Below are 15,387 nucleotides of genomic sequence, written 5' to 3'. Positions count from 1 at the left end.
GCAATGTGACGCCTTGGGAGAGGGGCTTTTGCATTTCGATCTTGGGTCGGGTGAGGCGTGGACCGTTCGCGCCTTCGGCCAGGCAGCTGCAAGTGCTGCGCCGCATCGTTGACGACTTTCAAACCCGCGAAATGAGGATAACATGACCGATGAGAGCAACCCAAAGAAGCGCGATCCGCTGTCGAGCGTCACGCCCTTGTTTCCGGACGGGTCGCGCGATGCTGTGCCGGCCGATCCTGTCCCCCCGGCTGATCCGGGCCCAGATGCCCCGCAGCCCCCGCAGCCCGATGACGTTGATCCCGATCGCCTGCGTCATGCCGCCCAGCAGCCGCTGAATGATTATGGCAATGGCCAGCGCTTCATCACGCATTTCGGCGAGGATGTCATGTTCGTGCCGCGTGTCGGTTGGTTCTCATGGACCGGGCAGCGCTGGCTGAAAGATCCTGATGAACTGGCAATTCGCAGTCGTGCGCAGAAGGTTTGGTCGCTGATCGAGCGTGAAGTGGATTTCATCGAACCGACCAAGCGCGAGGCCAAGCTGTTGGAAGAAGAGCGCAGCCTCAAGGCGCGTCAGGTCGAGCTGGAGGGAATGGCCGCCGCGCAGCGGCAGGATGATCACGATTCCGAGCTTAGCCAGATCGTGACACGGCTGAAGGCCATCGACGGGGTGCTGAAATCGCACAAGAGCGCGGTTGGCCGTCGCCTGACCCATGCCAAGAACGCCGGGAACAACGGCCCGATCACGCATATGATGCACGAGAGCCGGACCGATCTGGCAGAGGATTTCGAAAGCCTCGATGCCAATGAGCTGGACGTGAACACCCGCACCGGTTTGCTTCGGTTTTCGGTTGATGCGGATAAGGATGGCAAGGGGAAGATCGCCTCGCTTGAGGTGATCCCGCACGAGCGCGACCAGCTGCTGTCGAAGATGATCCCAGTTGAGTATGATCCCGATGCGACCGCGCCGCTGTTTGAGGCGTTTCTTGAGCGGGTGCAGCCCGACATCGAGATGCGCCACTTTCTGCAGCGCTGGCACGGGGCCTCGATGTCGGGGCTCAAGATCGCCAAGCTGGCCTTCTATTTCGGGGACGGGGCCAACGGCAAGTCGGTGCTGGTCGACCTGATTGCGCGAATCCAGTCGGATTACGCCGCCTCCCTGCGCATCGAGAGCCTCACCGGCAACAACCGGCGCGCCGGGGCCGAGGCCACGCCTGACCTGATCCCGCTGCTGGGGGCCCGGTTCGTGCGTGCCTCTGAGCCTGACCAGGGCGAGCGCCTGCAGGAAGGTCTGATCAAACTGATGACCGGCGGCGAGCCGATCCCGGTGCGGCCCAACTATGGCGAGCAGATCGATCTCGATCCGCAATTCAAGCTGACCATCAGCGGCAACCACAAGCCGGAAATCCGGGGTGCCGATGGCGGCATCTGGCGGCGCGTGATGCTGGTGCCATGGGACGTGCAGATCCCCGAGGATGAGCGCGACGAGCAGCTGGGGGCCAAGCTCTGGGAAGAGCGCACCGGCATCCTGAACTGGCTGGTCGAGGGGCTGATGTCCTATCTGGAAATGGGTCTGGCGCCGCCGGACAGCGTGCTGGAGGCGACCGAGGATTACCGCGAGGAAAGTGATCCGATCGGAACCTTCCTGACCACCTGCTGCACGATCACGGGCGAACATGGCGACACGGTGCTGTCGAAAGATCTGGGCGATGCGTTCAACTATCATTTGCTTGAGCGCGGCCTGAGCACATGGAAGCCGACGACCTTTGCCAAACAGGTGTCCGCCAAGAGCCGTCAATGGCGCCATCCCCAGACGGGCCTGCAGTTCCAGAGAACCAAGTCGAGCCTGTCGCAATATAGCGGCATCCGGCTGACAGATGAGTTCGACAAGCGTTTCCGCAACGCGCCGCGCGACAGTCAGGGCCGCCCCATCGGCGTCCATCGCCCCGACGATCCAGATACCCCTGACCCCGTTTGGTGACGATTACGGGAAGGTAGGGAGGGTAGGGAGGCAGGTTTGGGAAGGTAGGAGGCTTAAAGGGCGCGGGGTAAAGTGATGAAAGATCAACGGCTTAGGTGGCTTTACGGGAAGGTAGGGAAGGTAGGGAGGGTAATCCCGTCACGCGCGTGTGCGCGCGCGCGTAATACGGGGTGTCCTTATCGGCATCGGAGTAAAGGCAGAGAAAAAACGTTCCTAGTAAAGTGTTCATATTATCCTCCCTACCCTCCCTACCTTCCCAGAGCGGGGATAAACCATAGAGATAACAATAAGATAGAAGGGGCGGATTTACGGGAGGGTAGCGGTTCGAGCGATTGGCTACCCTCCCTACCTCCCCAAAGAGAAACAGCACGACACAACATGTAGTGGCCGACGCGGCGCGACACACCAAACAAGCGGAAATGAGCGTAAGAAGGAGTTGAGATCATGAGCAGGGCAGTGAAACTGAAGCGTGGAACACGAGACTTTGCCAAGCCCAGAGGCAAGGTGAGCCTGGCACAGCCCCGGTGGGACCATGGGGCGAGCGGTCCGGCGAACCGGATCGGTCTGGTGGCGGAGGATCGCGGGCCACGTGATGTAAAGACCGGCAAGGTGATCAACCCCAACGGCGTCAAGGGCGTGCGCCGGGTCGACATGCTTGAGATCTATCACAGTCGGGGCTGGATCAGCGATCGTGGGTACACGGCGGGCGAGCGGCTGCGCGATGCCTGGGCGGCAACGCAGAAAAGCAAGGGCATGGACTGGTCGGCCGAGCGGGTGGACAGTACGCCGCGGCCCGATGCGATGATCGACATTCAGGTCGAGCGCGTCTCGCGGCTGACGCGGGTGACACGGTGCATCCAGCGCGGCGATGAGGACATCTTGTGGGCGGTGGTAGGTGAGGGACGGTCGGTTGGGCATCTGCCCCGCTATCGCGCGCAGAACCACGGTGCGGGCCGTGAACACCTATACGAGGCGCTCGACAGGCTTGCTGATGCGATGGGGTGTTGACAGGCGCTGATTAGTTGTGCCACATGATAGTCAGTCTGAACGTGCGCCGCAGGGAAACCGAGCGGCGCATTTTCGTTTCCGGGACTGTTCTCGGCAATCAGGGAATAATCGGTGAGACGTAAACTCTGCGCCACGGCGGGCTGCGAGGATGTTGCCTTGTCCGGCCTGTCCCATTGCGAACTGCATGAAGAGCAGCGGCAAGCGAAGCTGGCGGCCAGTCGCGCGAAGGCACAGACCTCGCCCGCAGCTGCACAGGCGCGGCGGCTCTATGCTGATCCGCGCTGGGTCTCAGCCAGTCGCCGGTTCCTTCGGCGGCATCCGCTTTGCGCCGATTGCGGCGAGCTGGGCGCAGTGGAGCCAGCAACGCAGGTCGATCACATCATCCGCCATCGCGGAGATCGCAAGCTGTTCTGGGACAAGAGCAACTGGCAGGCGCTTTGCCAGCGCTGCCACAGCCGCAAAACAGCGCGCGAAGTTTTTCACGGCGCATAGGGGGGGTATCCCGGAAATTAACAGCCCCTGCTCGGGACCGGCGGGGGGAGCTTTCTCTTTGCGCGAGTTGAATTGGAGATTTTTCACCACTGGTCAATTGCACCAGTGAGGATCAGGAGCACGATATGAAGGGCGCGAAGCCAAGATTGCAGAACGTCATTCCGATGAAGGGCGATTCTATCCGGCATGTTCCGGACGCGCCTGATTTTATGAGCGATGAGGGGCGCGCGGTCTGGCAGCGGCTGGCGCCGATCGCGGTTCAGAAGGAACGGCTTGAGCCGCACTTCGAGGACATGTTCGCGGCCTATTGCGAGGCGGCGGCGGACTTCATCCGCTTCACCGGAGAGATTGCGGCGTATGGCAGTTACTATGTGACCGAGGGTCGGCATGGGAAGCAGGAGAAGAAGCGCGCGGTCTGGGGGCAGCGGCAGGATGCGCTGTCATCGATGCAACGTCTCTCGGCGCTGTTCGGGATGTCGCCGGTCGATGAGAGCCGGATCGGATCGGCCGGGCAGGGCAATCTGCTCAACATGCTTGAGAAACAGTTGAACGGCAATGGAGCCAATTGATCACCCGGTCAGCCGGTATGCCCTGGCTGTCATCGAGGGGAGGATCGTTGCAGGTGACCTGGTGCGCATGGCGTGCGAGCGGCATCTGATGGATCTGGAAACAGCTGGCGATCGAGGATGGTATTTCGATTGCCAGACAGCCAGCCGGATTCTCAACTTCTCGGGGCTGATCCAGCACACCACCGGCCCGCTGGCCGGGGAGCCGCTGACGCTGCAGCCCTGGCAGGAATTCCGGCACGGCTCGGTGTTCGGCTGGCGCCACAAGGAAACCGGACTGCGTCGGTTCCGCTCCACCTATCACCAGGTGGGCAAGAAGAACGGCAAGACGACCGACACAGCGGTGCCGATGCTCTACACGCAGCTGTTTGACGGGGAGGCCGCGCCGCAAGGCTTCTGCGCCGCCACCACGCGGGATCAGGCAGGACTGTTGTTCAAGGAATTGAAACGGATGATCCGGGGGTCCGGGGCCCTGTCGCAGCTGATGAAGGTCTGGCAATCCTCGATCGAGTCGCCGGGAACGAACGGCACGATCTCTTGCCTCAGCCGCGACGGCAACTCGGCGGACGGGATCAACCCGCATTTCGCGGCGCGCGACGAGGTGCACCGCTGGACGGATCGGGAGCTGGCGGAAATTGTGGTTAACTCGATGCTGGCGCGCGCGCAGCCGATCGACTGGGCGATCACCACTGCAGGGGCAGATCGAGCAACCATCTGCGGGGAAACACGCGAGTACGGGGAGAAGGTTCTGCGCGGCGATGTCGAGGATGACAGCTTCTTTGCTTATATCGCAGAGCCGCCAGAAGATGCGGATCCCGGCGATCCGAACACTTGGGCGATGGGCAACCCGAACCTTGGTGTGAGCTTCCAGCAGGAGGACTTCGCGCGCATCTACGAAAAGGCGCTGGTCATTCAGGGCGGCATGCCGAACTTTCGGCGGCTGCATCTGAACCTCTGGACCGAGGGCGCGCAGACGTGGATTGGACGCGATGTCTGGGACAAGGGCATGGCCTGTGCGCCGTTCGAGATTGAAAAGCTGTTCGGGCGCAAGGCGTGGGTGGGCCTCGATCTCAGCCGCACCACAGACATGACCTCGATCGTCCTGGCGATCCCGGTCGAGGGTCTGATCTACCTGGTCGCCTATACATTCATTCCGGAGGGGCCGAAGGGGTTTATCGTCCGGGCGCAGACCGAAAACCGCGACTTCGTGCACTGGCGCGATACCGGCTGGCTGGAGGTCCACCAGGGCGGCGTGATCGACGAGGACAAGATCATCGCGCGGATCAAGTGGCTGCGCGAGCATTTCGACATTCAGGAAGTCGCCTATGACCGCTGGGGGATGACCTACATTGCCAACGAGCTCGAAAAAATGCGCTTGCCGCTTCTGGAGCACGGGCAGGGGGCGCGGGGGATGTCGTCGCCGATCAAGCGGTTCGAGAACTGCGTGATGACCAACCGCATCCGGCATGGTGGAAACCCGGTTCTGGCGTGGTCGGTCGGCAATGTGATGCTGGATATGGACAAGGCAGAAAACCTGTCGCCCAACAAAAAGAAATCGACCGGACGGATCGATACGGCTGTTGCTGCCATCATGGCGCTTGGCCGCGCCGAGGCAGGCGAAGAGAAACGCAAGGCACGGGAAATCCTGATCGTATGAGACTTTTCGGAATGGAGATCAGGCGCGAGCGGTCCCGGCAGGACGCGCAGCGCGTCGAACCGCCTGTAGTGACGGCCGCCGCGACCAGCGGGACGCAAAGCCCAACCGCCTGGATGGGTGAAATCGGCTGGGGCGGTTCCATGCCGTCCGTCAAAGGCCTGCCCCGGGTGACGCCCCGGCGCGCCGAACAGCACGCGACGGTGTTCGCCTGCTGCAACAACATTGCCGGTGATCTCTCGAAGGTGCCGCTGAAACTCTATCAGCGCGACAAGGACGGGCAGGAGGTGCGGGTGCGCGATCATCCGGCGGCCTATCTGCTCAACATCGAGGCTGCGCCCGGTATCGCAGCTCAGGTCGCGCGCTACGCGTTGATCTATGCCTATGCCCTGCGCGGCAACGGCTATGCCTACGGGCCGCGTGATGGCGCTGGCGAATTGATGATGATCGATCTGGTCACTCAGGATCAGTGCAGCATGCTGAAAGCGGGTCGCGCTCGCTTCTATGAGTTCGAGGACGGTTCCGGGGTCTATCGCCGAGTGCCGGCGCGCTCGATGATCCATCTGCGCTATGGCGCTTCGGATGGCTGGACCGGACGGTCGCCGCTGGAAGCGGCCAGCGAATCGGTCGGCCTGGCGTTGGCCGGGCAGTCCGCTGCCGCGCGCACGGCCAATGGCGGCACCACGAAGGCGGTGATCAAGCTCGATGACTTCTATGACAGCGACGAGGATCGCGCCCGCAACGCCCGCCGGGTGAAGGAACAGATCACGCGCCCCGATGCGGACGGCATGCCGGTGCTGGGGCCCGGCGAGGATATCAAGAGCCTCGATCTGTCTGCGGCGGATCAGGAGCTGCTGGCCAGCCGCAAGTTCGATCGCGAGCAGCTGGCCGCGATCTACCGGATGCCGCCCAGCAAGCTGCAAATGCTGGAACACGGTGTGAAGGCCAATGGCGAACAGCAGGCGATCGACTATCTGACCGACTGCCTGCTGCACTGGTCCGTGCTGGTCGAGGCGCAGCTGATGCTGGCGGTGCTGACGGAAAAGGAACGCCGGGCGGGGTTCTATCTGCGCCATGACTTTGGCGCGCTTCTGCAGCCGACGACAAAGGATCGCAACGAGGCGTTGGTCAAGGCGACCGGCGGGCCGTTCCAGACACCCAATGAGAGCCGCAAGATTGTCGGGCTGGCCCCGGTCAAGGGCGGCGATGATCTCAACCCCGCGCCCAACATGACCCGCGTGGAATCTGCAGAGACCGAAGAGGAAGACGCATGAAACCGAACACCGTTGCAGCGATGATGTCCTCATCGCAATTGGCGCTCAGCGTCGAATATGGCGCTCCGCTGCTGGGCATGGAACTGCCCCGCGATGTTGCGGCGGATGTGCAGGCATCGGCCACCATCGAGCCGGGGCAGCGGTTCGGGATTTCACGGGGCCTCGGCGTTGTGCCGGTCCGCGGCCTGTTGACGCCCAACGCATACATGCTGGAGCGCTGGATGGGGTGGACCACCTATTACGGCCTGGCTGAAACCATGCAGGAACTGGCCGACAATGAGGCGGTCTCGGCCATCGTGCTGGAAATCGACAGCCCCGGCGGGATGGTTATGGGCATCGAGGCGGCGGTCAACGCGATTGCCGCGGCCGCTGCGGAAAAGCCGGTGCATGCGTTGGTGCATCCTTTGGCGGCATCGGCTGCCTATTGGCTCGCCAGTCAGGCCACGGACATTTCCCTGACGCCGGGGTCGCAGGTCGGATCGATCGGCGTCATGGCACAGACCTGGGCGCCCGCCACGCCGGACCGGTCCGGCGACATGAACTATATCGTGACGTCCAGCCATGCGCGCGCCAAGCGCCCGGACCCCGCGACCGAAGAGGGTCAGGCCGAGCTGCGCCGCCGTCTCGACCAAACCGAGAGCATCTTTCACGCTGCTGTTGCCCAGGGCCGGGGCATCGCCCCGGATGATCTGACCGCTCAGCTGAGCGTGACGGATGATGTCCGGGATGGGGGCGCTGTGTTCGCTGGCGACGATGCGCGCACGCGCGGGCTGGTTGATGCGCTGGAAACGCGCGCGGCCTTTTATGACCGAGTCGGCGCGCAATATGCCCCGCGGCCCCGTTCGGCCTCGCGCGCGTTCCGGGCACAGGCAGCCGCCGCCATGGCCCGCGCCCTGATCTAAATTCACGGAAAATTCCCCGTGTTCGCATCCCTGCCTTCGCGGCGGGGCTTTTGGGCTGCGCGATGCAGCCTGTTCCATCAAAAAAAGGAGTATCCTGATGGACATCAATGATCTGCGCCGCGCCCGCAAGGCGGCGGCCGACAAGATGCAGAGCAGCGCCGATGCGATCTCTGCCCTGGAAGCGGTCGCGGGTGGCCCTGACGCCGACGATCTCGCAGCAGCGGAGGCGGCGTTTGCAGAGGCACAGCAGGAATTTGCCGCAGCAGATGCCAAGGTGAAGCGGGCCGAAACCGTTGAGGCCGCTCAGGCTGCGTCTGCCGTGTCGGAGACCGACACGCCCCCGGTCCAGCCGCAGGCACAGGCAATGCCCGCCCGCGCAAAGGAGCCGGGACAGGAGGGCGTCGAGCTTGGCTTCATGGTACATGCCCTGGCCAACGCGAAAGGTGATCGCGATCGGGCCGTTGCACGGCTTGAGGCGGATGGTCACAGCGCCATCTCGGCCTCATTGTCCGGCGCCAGTGAAGCGGCTCGCGGTGTGACCGTGCCTCGCGCTCTGGCATCCGGCATCATCGATCTGCTCAAGCCGCGAGTTCTGGTTCGGGCATCGGGCGCGCGTGTCCATGACATGCCGGCAGGTGAGTTGCGCAATGCGCGGGTCGCTTCGGGCCCGACCGCCAGCTACGCGGCTGAAAATGCGGCGATGGAGGATAGCGAGCCGACCTTCGACAAGGTGGACGAGAAGTTCAAGAAGCTCACCTGCCTGGTTCCGGTCGGCAACTCGCTGCTGCGCCACTCCAGCATCGGGGTCGCTCAGGTCGTTCGCGATCTCATGCTCGATGCGATGGCGCTGAAAGAGGATATTGCGTTCCTGCGCTATGATGGCAGTGCGAATGACCCCAAGGGCTTGCTGCACTGGTGCCTCGCCGCCAACTGGCAGGACGCTGTCGGCAACAGTGCTGCTGTGGTCGAAGCTGCATTGCGTAAGGTGGTCAGCGACGTCGAGGACGCCAATGTCGGCATGATATCGCCCGGATGGGGCATGCGCGCCAGCACCAAGAACTTCCTTGCAAGCCTGCGCGACCCGACCGGGGCGTATATGTTCCCGTCGATCCTGCAGAGTGGGACGCTTCTGGGGTATCCGGTCCGCACAACGTCGCAGATCCCGAACAACCTTGGCGCTGGCAGCGACGAGACCGAGGTCTATTTCGCGGACTTTGCCGAGATCATGATTGGCGAGAGCCAGCAGATCGTCGTCGGCAGTTCGACCGAGGCGGCGTTCGTCAACCAGGCGGGTGATACCGTGTCGGCCTATCAGAGCGATCTGACGCTGATGCGTGCGATTGCCGAGCACGATCTGGCCCCCGCGCATGACGAGGCGATCGCAGGGCTGAACGGCATCGGCTGGTCGCTCTGATCGATCGCGGGTTGGCCTGCCGCACCGGTGGGCCAGCCTGACCTTTTCCGCGATCAGGTGATCGCACCATACGGAGTTGAAGAACATGTCGAAAACCGTTGTCGAAATTCAGCGGACCTGGGGCCGCTATGTGAAGGGCGATGTCGCCGGGTTCGAGCCAGCGCAGGCAGAGCGCCTGACCGGATCTAAGCCGCCGATCGCCAAACTGTTCAAGGGCGAGACCCCGCAGCGCGCGGCCAGCGCTGGTTCGGCGGATGCAGCCGATATCGCAAAGCGCATGGCCGCCCTCGATGAGCGCGAAAAGCAACTGGCTGCGCGCGAAGCGGAGCTTGAGCTGGCCGCCGCGGCGAAGCCATCCAGCGACGCAGCTGGAGCGCCGCCCAAGCAAGGCAGCAAGTAAGGGCAGGGTGAACCCATGAAGTATATCGGGGCAGGGGCCGTGCCGAATGTGGTGTCGGCGACTGAGTTCAGGCGGGCGATCCCGAGCGCGGAGATCTGCCCCGATGATGATGCGCTGATCGAGATGTATCTGAACGCGGCGCAGGAGGTCGTGTCCTATGCCTCCGGCCGCCCGCTGGCTCCGGGCGAATATGAGTTCACCGTGCAGGGGTATTGGCGGCGTTGGTGGTTTCCCTGCGCACCAGTCAGCGCCATCACCGGGCTGGACGTCATGGGAGTGGATGGAGACTGGCAAGAACAGCCCCTCGATGACATTCAGCTGGTTAATGGCGCAATGGAGCCGCAGCTTGTCCTGCCGGTCGGTTGGGGCGGGTTTCATGATAGCACGGGCGAGATTCGGGTGCAGGCTGTGGTTGGGCACGAAACGCCGCCGCTGGCGCTGAAACAGGCCATCATCCTGCTGGCCAAAGAGTGGCTGGAAGCCGGACTGGCGGTGGGCGAGGTCGAATTGCCGAAGCTGGCGTTCGGCATCACGTCCCTGATCCGGCAGCGTCGCTACATGCGGCCGCGGGAGTGCGCGTGATGGCTGTTGTCTTCAACTGTCGCATTCAATTCCAGCGGGCGCAGCCGAACGATGATGGATACACCTCGGCACCGGTCTGGACCGGGACGGCAGACGACAATCATGGCGCGCCGGTGCGCGCGGAGCGGACCGACATCAGCGATGGCGAGCGTTGGCGGGCGAGCGAGGTCGCTGCGCATGTCACCACGCGCTTCATCGTTATGCGATCGACCTTCACCGCCGGCATTACGCCGAAGGACCGCATTGTTAGCGGCGATGTCACCTTTGAGATCGTCGGGATCAAGGGTGTTGAGCGTAATCAGATGATCGAGATCACAGCGGCTGCACGGAGTGACCAGGCATGAGCGTTACCGTTGATTTGGTTGGCTTCAAGGAATTGGAGCAGGAGCTTGACCGGCTGTCGAAGGCCGCAGGCAAGGGTGTGCTGCGGCGCGGGCTAAAGAAGGCAGCCGAGCCGATGGCGGAATTGGCAAACAGCTACGCGCCCGTGGGAGAGACCGGCGAATATGCCGAGTCGTTCGTTTACTCGACCAAGCTGAACAAGCGGCAGAGCGGCGTTCATCGCAAAATGTTCCGCAATGACAAAGCGGCGGTTGAGGGCTTCGTCGGCACCAACAACCCGGCGGGCGTTCAACAGGAATTCGGGAATATCCACCACGGGCCACAGCCTGCGCTTCGCCCCGCGTGGGACGAGGACAGCGGGCCATTCCTTGACCGGCTGGGGCAGGAGCTTTGGCGCGAGTTTGAAAAGAGCGTGAAGCGGGCCGAGCGCAAGGCCGCGCGGGAAGCGGCGAAGGGGTAAGGATATGTCGGTTATTGTACCGTTTTCGAAGTGGCGAGTTGGGTTGTATTCGCGGGGGCTGATTGTGTCGTTCACCGCCAAGTGGACTGGATCGAACCTGTATCGCCAGCATTGTCGCATCGGGCTGCGGGCGAAAGGCTGACCACACATGGAAAAAGAGTTTCGCGCCCTGCTGTTGGCTGACAGCGGGGTTTCGGCGCTTGTCGGCACGCGCATCGACTGGGGGGCGCGCCCGCAAGGCGCGCCGCTACCGGCCATTGTGCTGCACACGGTCAGCGACGTGTCGGGGCATACGCTGGACGGACCGTGGGCGTTGACTACGGGGCGCGTGCAAGTGGACTGCTACGCAGACAGCTACGGCGCTGCAAAGGCGCTGGGGCGCGCGGTTAGGGCTGCACTGGATGGGACCAGAAGCGGCAATATCAACGCCGTTTTCTATCAAAATTCGCGTGACGGGCGCGAAGGCGGCACAAACGAAGCGGACAGGCCGTTTCGGGTGTCGATGGATTTCCTCGTCAATTACCAACTCTAGGAGACAGAGATGAGTGAACAAATCATTGCCTATGGCGCGACCGTCGAGCGGTCCACGGATGGCACAACCTATGAGGCTATCCCTGAGTGCAAGGGCGTGGCCGTTCCTGCGGTCACGACAGAATATCAGGAGGTCACCAGCCTCGACAGCCCGAACGGCTTTCGTGAGTACGTGAAGGGCTTGAAGGATGCGGGCGAGATCACCGTTCCAGCGGGATATACGTCTGCGGGATATGCCCAGCAAATCTCCGATCAGAACGCGAACGGGGCGATCTATTATCGCGTGACCATGCCGTTGCAGCCGTCGCAGACGACCGAGGGCGATGTGTTTGAGTTTCGCGGGTTCCCGACGCCTGAATTGGAAGCCAATGACCTTGGCGCGCCGGTCAATATGAATATCAATCTGCGCCTGACGGGCGACGTGACATGGACGGCTGGCACATGATCGGTATCGAGTTCAAAGCGGGCGGGGGTGACTACACCCTCGCCATGACCACAAACGCGATGGCGCGCTATGAAGAGGCGGCGGGCGAAAGCATGATCCGCGCGTTTGATCGGATGCAGGACGATCCGTCGATCACGGTTATTCGTCGGCTGTTCTGGTCGGCGGTCAGGCCTCAGATCACCGAGGATGAGGCGGGCGACCTGATTGACGAAATCGGCTTTGATCAGACCATCAAGCTGATCGAGGGGGCGGCGGAAAAAAGCCCTTTGGCCTCGACCGGCAAGAAAAAGGCGGCCTCAAAGACTGGCTGACCGCGTGGCTTGAGGCGGGCTTTGATTACGAGCAATTCTGGCGGCTGGGCATTCGTGAGATTGAAATGATCTTGCGCGCGGACGATGCGCGCAGGATCGAGGAAATAGATCGGCAGCGGTTTATGCACCACGAGGCCGCCCGCCTCATGGCCTATGCGTTCCATGATCCGGGCAAAATGCCGGAGTTCAAGTCCATCAAAGCACCAGAAAAGAAGCCGAAAGTTTCCGATGAAGCGGACCAGGCGCGGGTGCGCGGATTCTTCATGGGCTTGGCGATGCGCGCGTCAGCCGGGGGTTGATGAGGAGACATCAAGTTTCCTCCTCTGCCAGCCAGCCGTTCTTGCGCCTCTCTGGCTTGGATGGGGTCAGGATAGAGTAGCTGATATAGAGGCGCTTTTTGTCTTCAAGTTGCCATTGCCGAAGGCCTTCAAGACGGATTGATATCGGCATTTCACTTGGGAGGGATCGCAGTTTCTTGGCGCTACCTGCGTCAACGTAACCGATCATCCAGCGGTTTTCGGGCGATAAGGCCCAAGCCCATACTTGATATGGTTGCGGGTCGTATTTGTCCGTATCTTCGCTTACCAGGATCGCGCCGTGCGGCTTGTCGATGTTATTGCCTTTGGTAACTGCATCTACAAAGGCTAGATTCGCGGGCATGTGATGGTGGGTGCCGGCGACTTCACGGCGCTTTCCAAATTGAACCCACTTAAATTCTTCGGGGGTGGGTCAGGATTGAATGAAAGGTTAATCCAGCTGCGATCTTGCTCTTGATCGACGTACATGCTCCCGTGCTTGTCCTTGAAGGACTTGTCTGGCGGCTTTGGTTTACCGAACAGCCGCGAAAGCCAACTCATGATTCTCTCCTGATCGTTTCGGCAAGTGTCCGCATTCGCGCAACTGTGAGTCAAGCGCAGGGTCAGTCGCCGTCGTGAAGGTTGCACCTAGAAGAAAGAAAGGATCGATCATGCTCATGAGCTGGTCCATATTGTTGGAAGTCTTCGCTGAAATATTGGCGTGTTACTGCGCGATGGTTTTTGGCCAAAAAATCAAAAGCGATGACCAACTTCACCGCGTCTACGTTTGGCGGGGGAAGGAATACGCCATCTAGTCGTCGTCGGAGGGGGATGGGTCATCAAACGTCACTTCTAAATCGTGACCAAGCGTCGCCATCCCTTCAACAAGCGCTTGCAGCCGCAAGCGCTCGCGGGGGTCTGTGGTCCGCTCGTAGATGTCCAGCGCACGCCTGATGTTGCTTAGGTGGATGTGCATCACGTCTGAGGGTGCTGGATACTTCTCTTCCAACGTGGCGACGATCTCGGCGTTCATGGATCGGTTGTTGTTGGCGGCGGCGTCCTTAATGCGGTCGCGCATCCCGTCGGGAAGGCGGAGCATAAATTGCTCAGTGAGTGTTCGGTTCTGTGGCTCTGACATCCTTGTAGCCTTAGGGTATAAAAGCTATTGACCTCAATAGTAGCCTTAGGCTATGCCTACCATTAGGATATAAAGGGGACCTGATGATGAATAGAAGGATGATTGACCAATATATGCTTCGCCTGCCTCCGGGTTGGCGGGACGTAATCAAGATGGAAGCGAAGAAGGAGCACCGCACGATGAACGCTGAGATCATCGCGGCCATCGAGACCGCGATGCGGATCAAGGGGGTAAAGCTAGATGCAGAGTCCTGAAACGAGTGAAGCCGCAGGTGCTGTAACACCCACGGCCTCGATGAAAATCCGCCCAACAACGAAAGGAAGTTCAGCAATGAATATGCCACTAAAGCACGACGATTTCAACGGTCTTGTGAGCGAGAGCCTAAAAACCACCAGCCGCATCATCGCGGACCGGTTCGGGAAGCGCCACGACAACGTTCAGCGCGACATTCGCAACCTGATCGAAGAAAGCCCTGATTGGGGTGTCCTCAATTTTGAGGAGACCCCCTATGTAGAGTCAGCCAACGGCCAGACCTACCAGATGTATGAAATGACCCGCGACGGCTATTCAATGCTGGTCATGGGCTTCACCGGCAAGAAGGCGATGGAGTGGAAGATCAAGTTCCTCGAAGCTTTCAACGCGATGGAGGCAAAGCTACGGCAGCCGGTGATCGACGTGCGAAACCAAGGCCAACTAACGCAGATCGCGGTGCAGCTGATCGAGGTCAATCAGGAGCAGGCCAAGCAGATCGAGTCTATGCAGGAGGACGTGGCAGCACATGAGCGACTGACCAAGGCGGACGGATCGCTGAACGTGACGGAATCCGCCAAGAACCTCGGTATGCGCCCAAAAGACCTGTTCGACTGGCTGTCGCATAACGGCTGGATTTACAAGCGTGCTGGTGCGGGTAGCTGGCTCGGCTATCAGGATAAGTGCAATCGGGGGCTGCTGGAGCACAAGACCACGACTGTATTGCGCGCGGATGGCAGCGAGAAGGTAACCGAGCAGGTGAGGGTCACAACCAAGGGGCTGTCGGTGCTGGCAAGGCTGATCTTTCCGACCGCCAAGTTGATCGGGGGTGCAAAATGAAGCGCCGTGATTTTATGAAAGCCGCGCCTGCCGCTCTGGCCGTGAGCACGTTGCCGGCGGCAACGTTGGCGCATGAGGAGGCAGACCCGATCTTGCCGCTGTATCGTCAGTGGGTTGATGCGCGAAAGGAGTGGTACCTCTACGCGGATCTTCCCGGCAATGGCGACTGGGATATGCCTGAAAGCATGGCCGCACAGGCTAAGGAAGATGATGCATTCTGGGCAATGATTGAAATGACCCCGACCTCGACAGAGGGCATTGCGGCTTTATCGCATGTTCTCTGGGACTTGGAGGGTCCGAGCGTTGTGCCTGAGCATAAAGAATATGCAGAGCGAGCGAATGAGCCGCACAGAAAGCTTATGCGAGCCATCTGGCGCGCTGCCAGCGGGCAGAACAGTCTGCCGCCGGATTGCAAGATGGAGCAGGCATTCGCCTGATCTAAATTGAAACTGAACAAACCAAGGCTCCGAGCGGCAACGCTTCGGGGCCTTTTTTGCATTAACTA

The 15,387-nt window shown here is 61.2% G+C and carries 22 protein-coding genes; 19 read left to right on the top strand and 3 right to left on the bottom strand.

What is annotated here, in order from left to right; all coding sequences use genetic code 11:
- Window positions 1–142 precede the first annotated feature (142 nt).
- The 16 genes from JAO82_RS00450 (at window position 143) to JAO82_RS00375 (ending at window position 12,658) form a co-directional block, all read left to right on the top strand.
- Window positions 143–1,978, top strand: a complete 1,836-nt coding sequence (locus JAO82_RS00450) for a phage/plasmid primase, P4 family (RefSeq protein WP_198684368.1) — start codon at window positions 143–145, stop codon at window positions 1,976–1,978.
- A 444-nt stretch (window positions 1,979–2,422) separates the two neighbouring features.
- Window positions 2,423–2,986, top strand: a complete 564-nt coding sequence (locus JAO82_RS00445) for a hypothetical protein (protein ID WP_198684367.1) — start codon at window positions 2,423–2,425, stop codon at window positions 2,984–2,986.
- Window positions 2,987–3,097: 111 nt separating this feature from the next.
- Window positions 3,098–3,478, top strand: a complete 381-nt coding sequence (locus JAO82_RS00440; RefSeq protein WP_198684366.1) for an HNH endonuclease signature motif containing protein — start codon at window positions 3,098–3,100, stop codon at window positions 3,476–3,478.
- A 125-nt stretch (window positions 3,479–3,603) separates the two neighbouring features.
- Window positions 3,604–4,047: a P27 family phage terminase small subunit gene (locus JAO82_RS00435; protein WP_198684365.1), complete on the top strand. Its 444-nt coding sequence runs from the start codon at window positions 3,604–3,606 to the stop codon at window positions 4,045–4,047.
- Window positions 4,034–5,701 carry a terminase large subunit gene (locus JAO82_RS00430; RefSeq protein WP_198684364.1) on the top strand — a complete coding sequence of 556 codons (1,668 nt, stop codon included), beginning with the start codon at window positions 4,034–4,036 and terminating at the stop codon, window positions 5,699–5,701. Before JAO82_RS00435 ends, JAO82_RS00430 begins: the two co-directional genes overlap by 14 nt.
- Window positions 5,698–6,972 (top strand): phage portal protein, encoded by a 1,275-nt coding sequence (locus JAO82_RS00425; RefSeq protein ID WP_408635471.1) that lies wholly within the window; start codon window positions 5,698–5,700, stop codon window positions 6,970–6,972. Before JAO82_RS00430 ends, JAO82_RS00425 begins: the two co-directional genes overlap by 4 nt.
- Entirely contained in the window at window positions 6,969–7,874 is a 906-nt protein-coding gene (locus JAO82_RS00420; RefSeq protein WP_198684363.1) for a S49 family peptidase, read from the top strand. The genes JAO82_RS00425 and JAO82_RS00420 overlap by 4 nt, the downstream gene beginning before the upstream one ends.
- 97 nt (window positions 7,875–7,971) lie before the next feature.
- Window positions 7,972–9,288 (top strand): phage major capsid protein, encoded by a 1,317-nt coding sequence (locus JAO82_RS00415; protein WP_198684362.1) that lies wholly within the window; start codon window positions 7,972–7,974, stop codon window positions 9,286–9,288.
- 85 nt (window positions 9,289–9,373) lie between these two features.
- Window positions 9,374–9,688: a hypothetical protein gene (locus JAO82_RS00410; protein WP_198684361.1), complete on the top strand. Its 315-nt coding sequence runs from the start codon at window positions 9,374–9,376 to the stop codon at window positions 9,686–9,688.
- A gap of 15 nt (window positions 9,689–9,703) precedes the next feature.
- Entirely contained in the window at window positions 9,704–10,270 is a 567-nt protein-coding gene (locus tag JAO82_RS00405) for a head-tail connector protein (RefSeq protein ID WP_198684360.1), read from the top strand.
- Window positions 10,270–10,614 (top strand): phage head completion protein, encoded by a 345-nt coding sequence (locus JAO82_RS00400; protein ID WP_198684359.1) that lies wholly within the window; start codon window positions 10,270–10,272, stop codon window positions 10,612–10,614. Before JAO82_RS00405 ends, JAO82_RS00400 begins: the two co-directional genes overlap by 1 nt.
- The gene (locus JAO82_RS00395) at window positions 10,611–11,072 is read left to right on the top strand and encodes an HK97 gp10 family phage protein (RefSeq protein WP_198684358.1); all 462 of its coding nucleotides are present in this window, start codon (window positions 10,611–10,613) and stop codon (window positions 11,070–11,072) included. Before JAO82_RS00400 ends, JAO82_RS00395 begins: the two co-directional genes overlap by 4 nt.
- Before the next feature lie 148 nt (window positions 11,073–11,220).
- A complete protein-coding gene (locus tag JAO82_RS00390; protein ID WP_198684357.1) occupies window positions 11,221–11,604 on the top strand; it encodes a DUF3168 domain-containing protein in 384 nt (127 codons plus the stop codon).
- A gap of 9 nt (window positions 11,605–11,613) precedes the next feature.
- Window positions 11,614–12,048, top strand: coding sequence for a phage tail protein (locus JAO82_RS00385; RefSeq protein WP_198684356.1), 435 nt, complete (start codon window positions 11,614–11,616; stop codon window positions 12,046–12,048).
- Window positions 12,030–12,359, top strand: a complete 330-nt coding sequence (locus JAO82_RS00380) for a DUF3445 domain-containing protein (RefSeq protein WP_198684355.1) — start codon at window positions 12,030–12,032, stop codon at window positions 12,357–12,359. Before JAO82_RS00385 ends, JAO82_RS00380 begins: the two co-directional genes overlap by 19 nt.
- Window positions 12,360–12,430: 71 nt before the next feature.
- Window positions 12,431–12,658 carry a hypothetical protein gene (locus tag JAO82_RS00375; protein WP_408635470.1) on the top strand — a complete coding sequence of 76 codons (228 nt, stop codon included), beginning with the start codon at window positions 12,431–12,433 and terminating at the stop codon, window positions 12,656–12,658.
- A gap of 10 nt (window positions 12,659–12,668) precedes the next feature.
- Here JAO82_RS00375 and JAO82_RS00370 read toward each other — a convergent pair whose 3' ends face one another.
- The 3 genes from JAO82_RS00370 to JAO82_RS00365 all read right to left on the bottom strand — a co-directional run bounded on the left by JAO82_RS00370 (window position 12,669) and on the right by JAO82_RS00365 (window position 13,754).
- Window positions 12,669–13,019: a hypothetical protein gene (locus JAO82_RS00370; protein ID WP_198684353.1), complete on the bottom strand. Its 351-nt coding sequence runs from the start codon at window positions 13,017–13,019 to the stop codon at window positions 12,669–12,671.
- A complete protein-coding gene (locus tag JAO82_RS14210) occupies window positions 13,004–13,216 on the bottom strand; it encodes a hypothetical protein (protein ID WP_232897160.1) in 213 nt (70 codons plus the stop codon). Before JAO82_RS14210 ends, JAO82_RS00370 begins: the two co-directional genes overlap by 16 nt.
- A gap of 250 nt (window positions 13,217–13,466) precedes the next feature.
- Complete coding sequence (locus JAO82_RS00365; protein WP_232897159.1) at window positions 13,467–13,754, bottom strand: Arc family DNA-binding protein; 288 nt, start codon at window positions 13,752–13,754, stop codon at window positions 13,467–13,469.
- A gap of 122 nt (window positions 13,755–13,876) precedes the next feature.
- On the opposite strand from JAO82_RS00365, the gene JAO82_RS00360 reads away from it, so the two are divergent.
- Genes JAO82_RS00360 through JAO82_RS00350 form a run of 3 tightly spaced genes read left to right on the top strand, consistent with a single transcriptional unit; the run spans window position 13,877 to window position 15,319 of the window.
- Window positions 13,877–14,047, top strand: a complete 171-nt coding sequence (locus JAO82_RS00360; protein WP_198684351.1) for an Arc family DNA-binding protein — start codon at window positions 13,877–13,879, stop codon at window positions 14,045–14,047.
- Window positions 14,034–14,882, top strand: coding sequence for a Rha family transcriptional regulator (locus JAO82_RS00355; protein ID WP_198684350.1), 849 nt, complete (start codon window positions 14,034–14,036; stop codon window positions 14,880–14,882). The genes JAO82_RS00360 and JAO82_RS00355 overlap by 14 nt, the downstream gene beginning before the upstream one ends.
- Window positions 14,879–15,319 (top strand): hypothetical protein, encoded by a 441-nt coding sequence (locus JAO82_RS00350; RefSeq protein ID WP_232897158.1) that lies wholly within the window; start codon window positions 14,879–14,881, stop codon window positions 15,317–15,319. The genes JAO82_RS00355 and JAO82_RS00350 overlap by 4 nt, the downstream gene beginning before the upstream one ends.
- The last annotated feature ends 68 nt before the right edge of the window (window positions 15,320–15,387 follow it).

Source organism: Pontibaca salina, assembly GCF_016307205.1.
GTDB classification, from domain to species: domain Bacteria; phylum Pseudomonadota; class Alphaproteobacteria; order Rhodobacterales; family Rhodobacteraceae; genus Pontibaca; species Pontibaca salina.
The sequence above is the reverse complement of the archived record's forward strand: the minus strand, read 5'-3'. Positions and strand labels throughout refer to the sequence as shown.

Excerpts from the sequence above, each read along its gene's own strand:
- JAO82_RS00400 (WP_198684359.1), top strand. The coding sequence starts at position 10,270 with ATGGCTGTTGTCTTCAACTGTCGCATTCAATTCCAGCGGGCGCAGCCG.
- JAO82_RS00425 (WP_408635471.1), top strand. The coding sequence starts at position 5,698 with ATGAGACTTTTCGGAATGGAGATCAGGCGCGAGCGGTCCCGGCAGGAC.
- JAO82_RS14210 (WP_232897160.1), bottom strand. The coding sequence starts at position 13,216 with ATGAGTTGGCTTTCGCGGCTGTTCGGTAAACCAAAGCCGCCAGACAAG.
- JAO82_RS00450 (WP_198684368.1), top strand. The coding sequence starts at position 143 with ATGACCGATGAGAGCAACCCAAAGAAGCGCGATCCGCTGTCGAGCGTC.
- JAO82_RS00355 (WP_198684350.1), top strand. The coding sequence starts at position 14,034 with ATGCAGAGTCCTGAAACGAGTGAAGCCGCAGGTGCTGTAACACCCACG.
- JAO82_RS00395 (WP_198684358.1), top strand. The coding sequence starts at position 10,611 with ATGAGCGTTACCGTTGATTTGGTTGGCTTCAAGGAATTGGAGCAGGAG.
- JAO82_RS00430 (WP_198684364.1), top strand. The coding sequence starts at position 4,034 with ATGGAGCCAATTGATCACCCGGTCAGCCGGTATGCCCTGGCTGTCATC.
- JAO82_RS00445 (WP_198684367.1), top strand. The coding sequence starts at position 2,423 with ATGAGCAGGGCAGTGAAACTGAAGCGTGGAACACGAGACTTTGCCAAG.
- JAO82_RS00420 (WP_198684363.1), top strand. The coding sequence starts at position 6,969 with ATGAAACCGAACACCGTTGCAGCGATGATGTCCTCATCGCAATTGGCG.
- JAO82_RS00435 (WP_198684365.1), top strand. The coding sequence starts at position 3,604 with ATGAAGGGCGCGAAGCCAAGATTGCAGAACGTCATTCCGATGAAGGGC.
- JAO82_RS00380 (WP_198684355.1), top strand. The coding sequence starts at position 12,030 with ATGGACGGCTGGCACATGATCGGTATCGAGTTCAAAGCGGGCGGGGGT.
- JAO82_RS00365 (WP_232897159.1), bottom strand. The coding sequence starts at position 13,754 with ATGCTCCGCCTTCCCGACGGGATGCGCGACCGCATTAAGGACGCCGCC.
- JAO82_RS00350 (WP_232897158.1), top strand. The coding sequence starts at position 14,879 with ATGAAGCGCCGTGATTTTATGAAAGCCGCGCCTGCCGCTCTGGCCGTG.
- JAO82_RS00405 (WP_198684360.1), top strand. The coding sequence starts at position 9,704 with ATGAAGTATATCGGGGCAGGGGCCGTGCCGAATGTGGTGTCGGCGACT.
- JAO82_RS00410 (WP_198684361.1), top strand. The coding sequence starts at position 9,374 with ATGTCGAAAACCGTTGTCGAAATTCAGCGGACCTGGGGCCGCTATGTG.
- JAO82_RS00390 (WP_198684357.1), top strand. The coding sequence starts at position 11,221 with ATGGAAAAAGAGTTTCGCGCCCTGCTGTTGGCTGACAGCGGGGTTTCG.
- JAO82_RS00360 (WP_198684351.1), top strand. The coding sequence starts at position 13,877 with ATGATGAATAGAAGGATGATTGACCAATATATGCTTCGCCTGCCTCCG.
- JAO82_RS00415 (WP_198684362.1), top strand. The coding sequence starts at position 7,972 with ATGGACATCAATGATCTGCGCCGCGCCCGCAAGGCGGCGGCCGACAAG.
- JAO82_RS00385 (WP_198684356.1), top strand. The coding sequence starts at position 11,614 with ATGAGTGAACAAATCATTGCCTATGGCGCGACCGTCGAGCGGTCCACG.
- JAO82_RS00370 (WP_198684353.1), bottom strand. The coding sequence starts at position 13,019 with ATGCCCGCGAATCTAGCCTTTGTAGATGCAGTTACCAAAGGCAATAAC.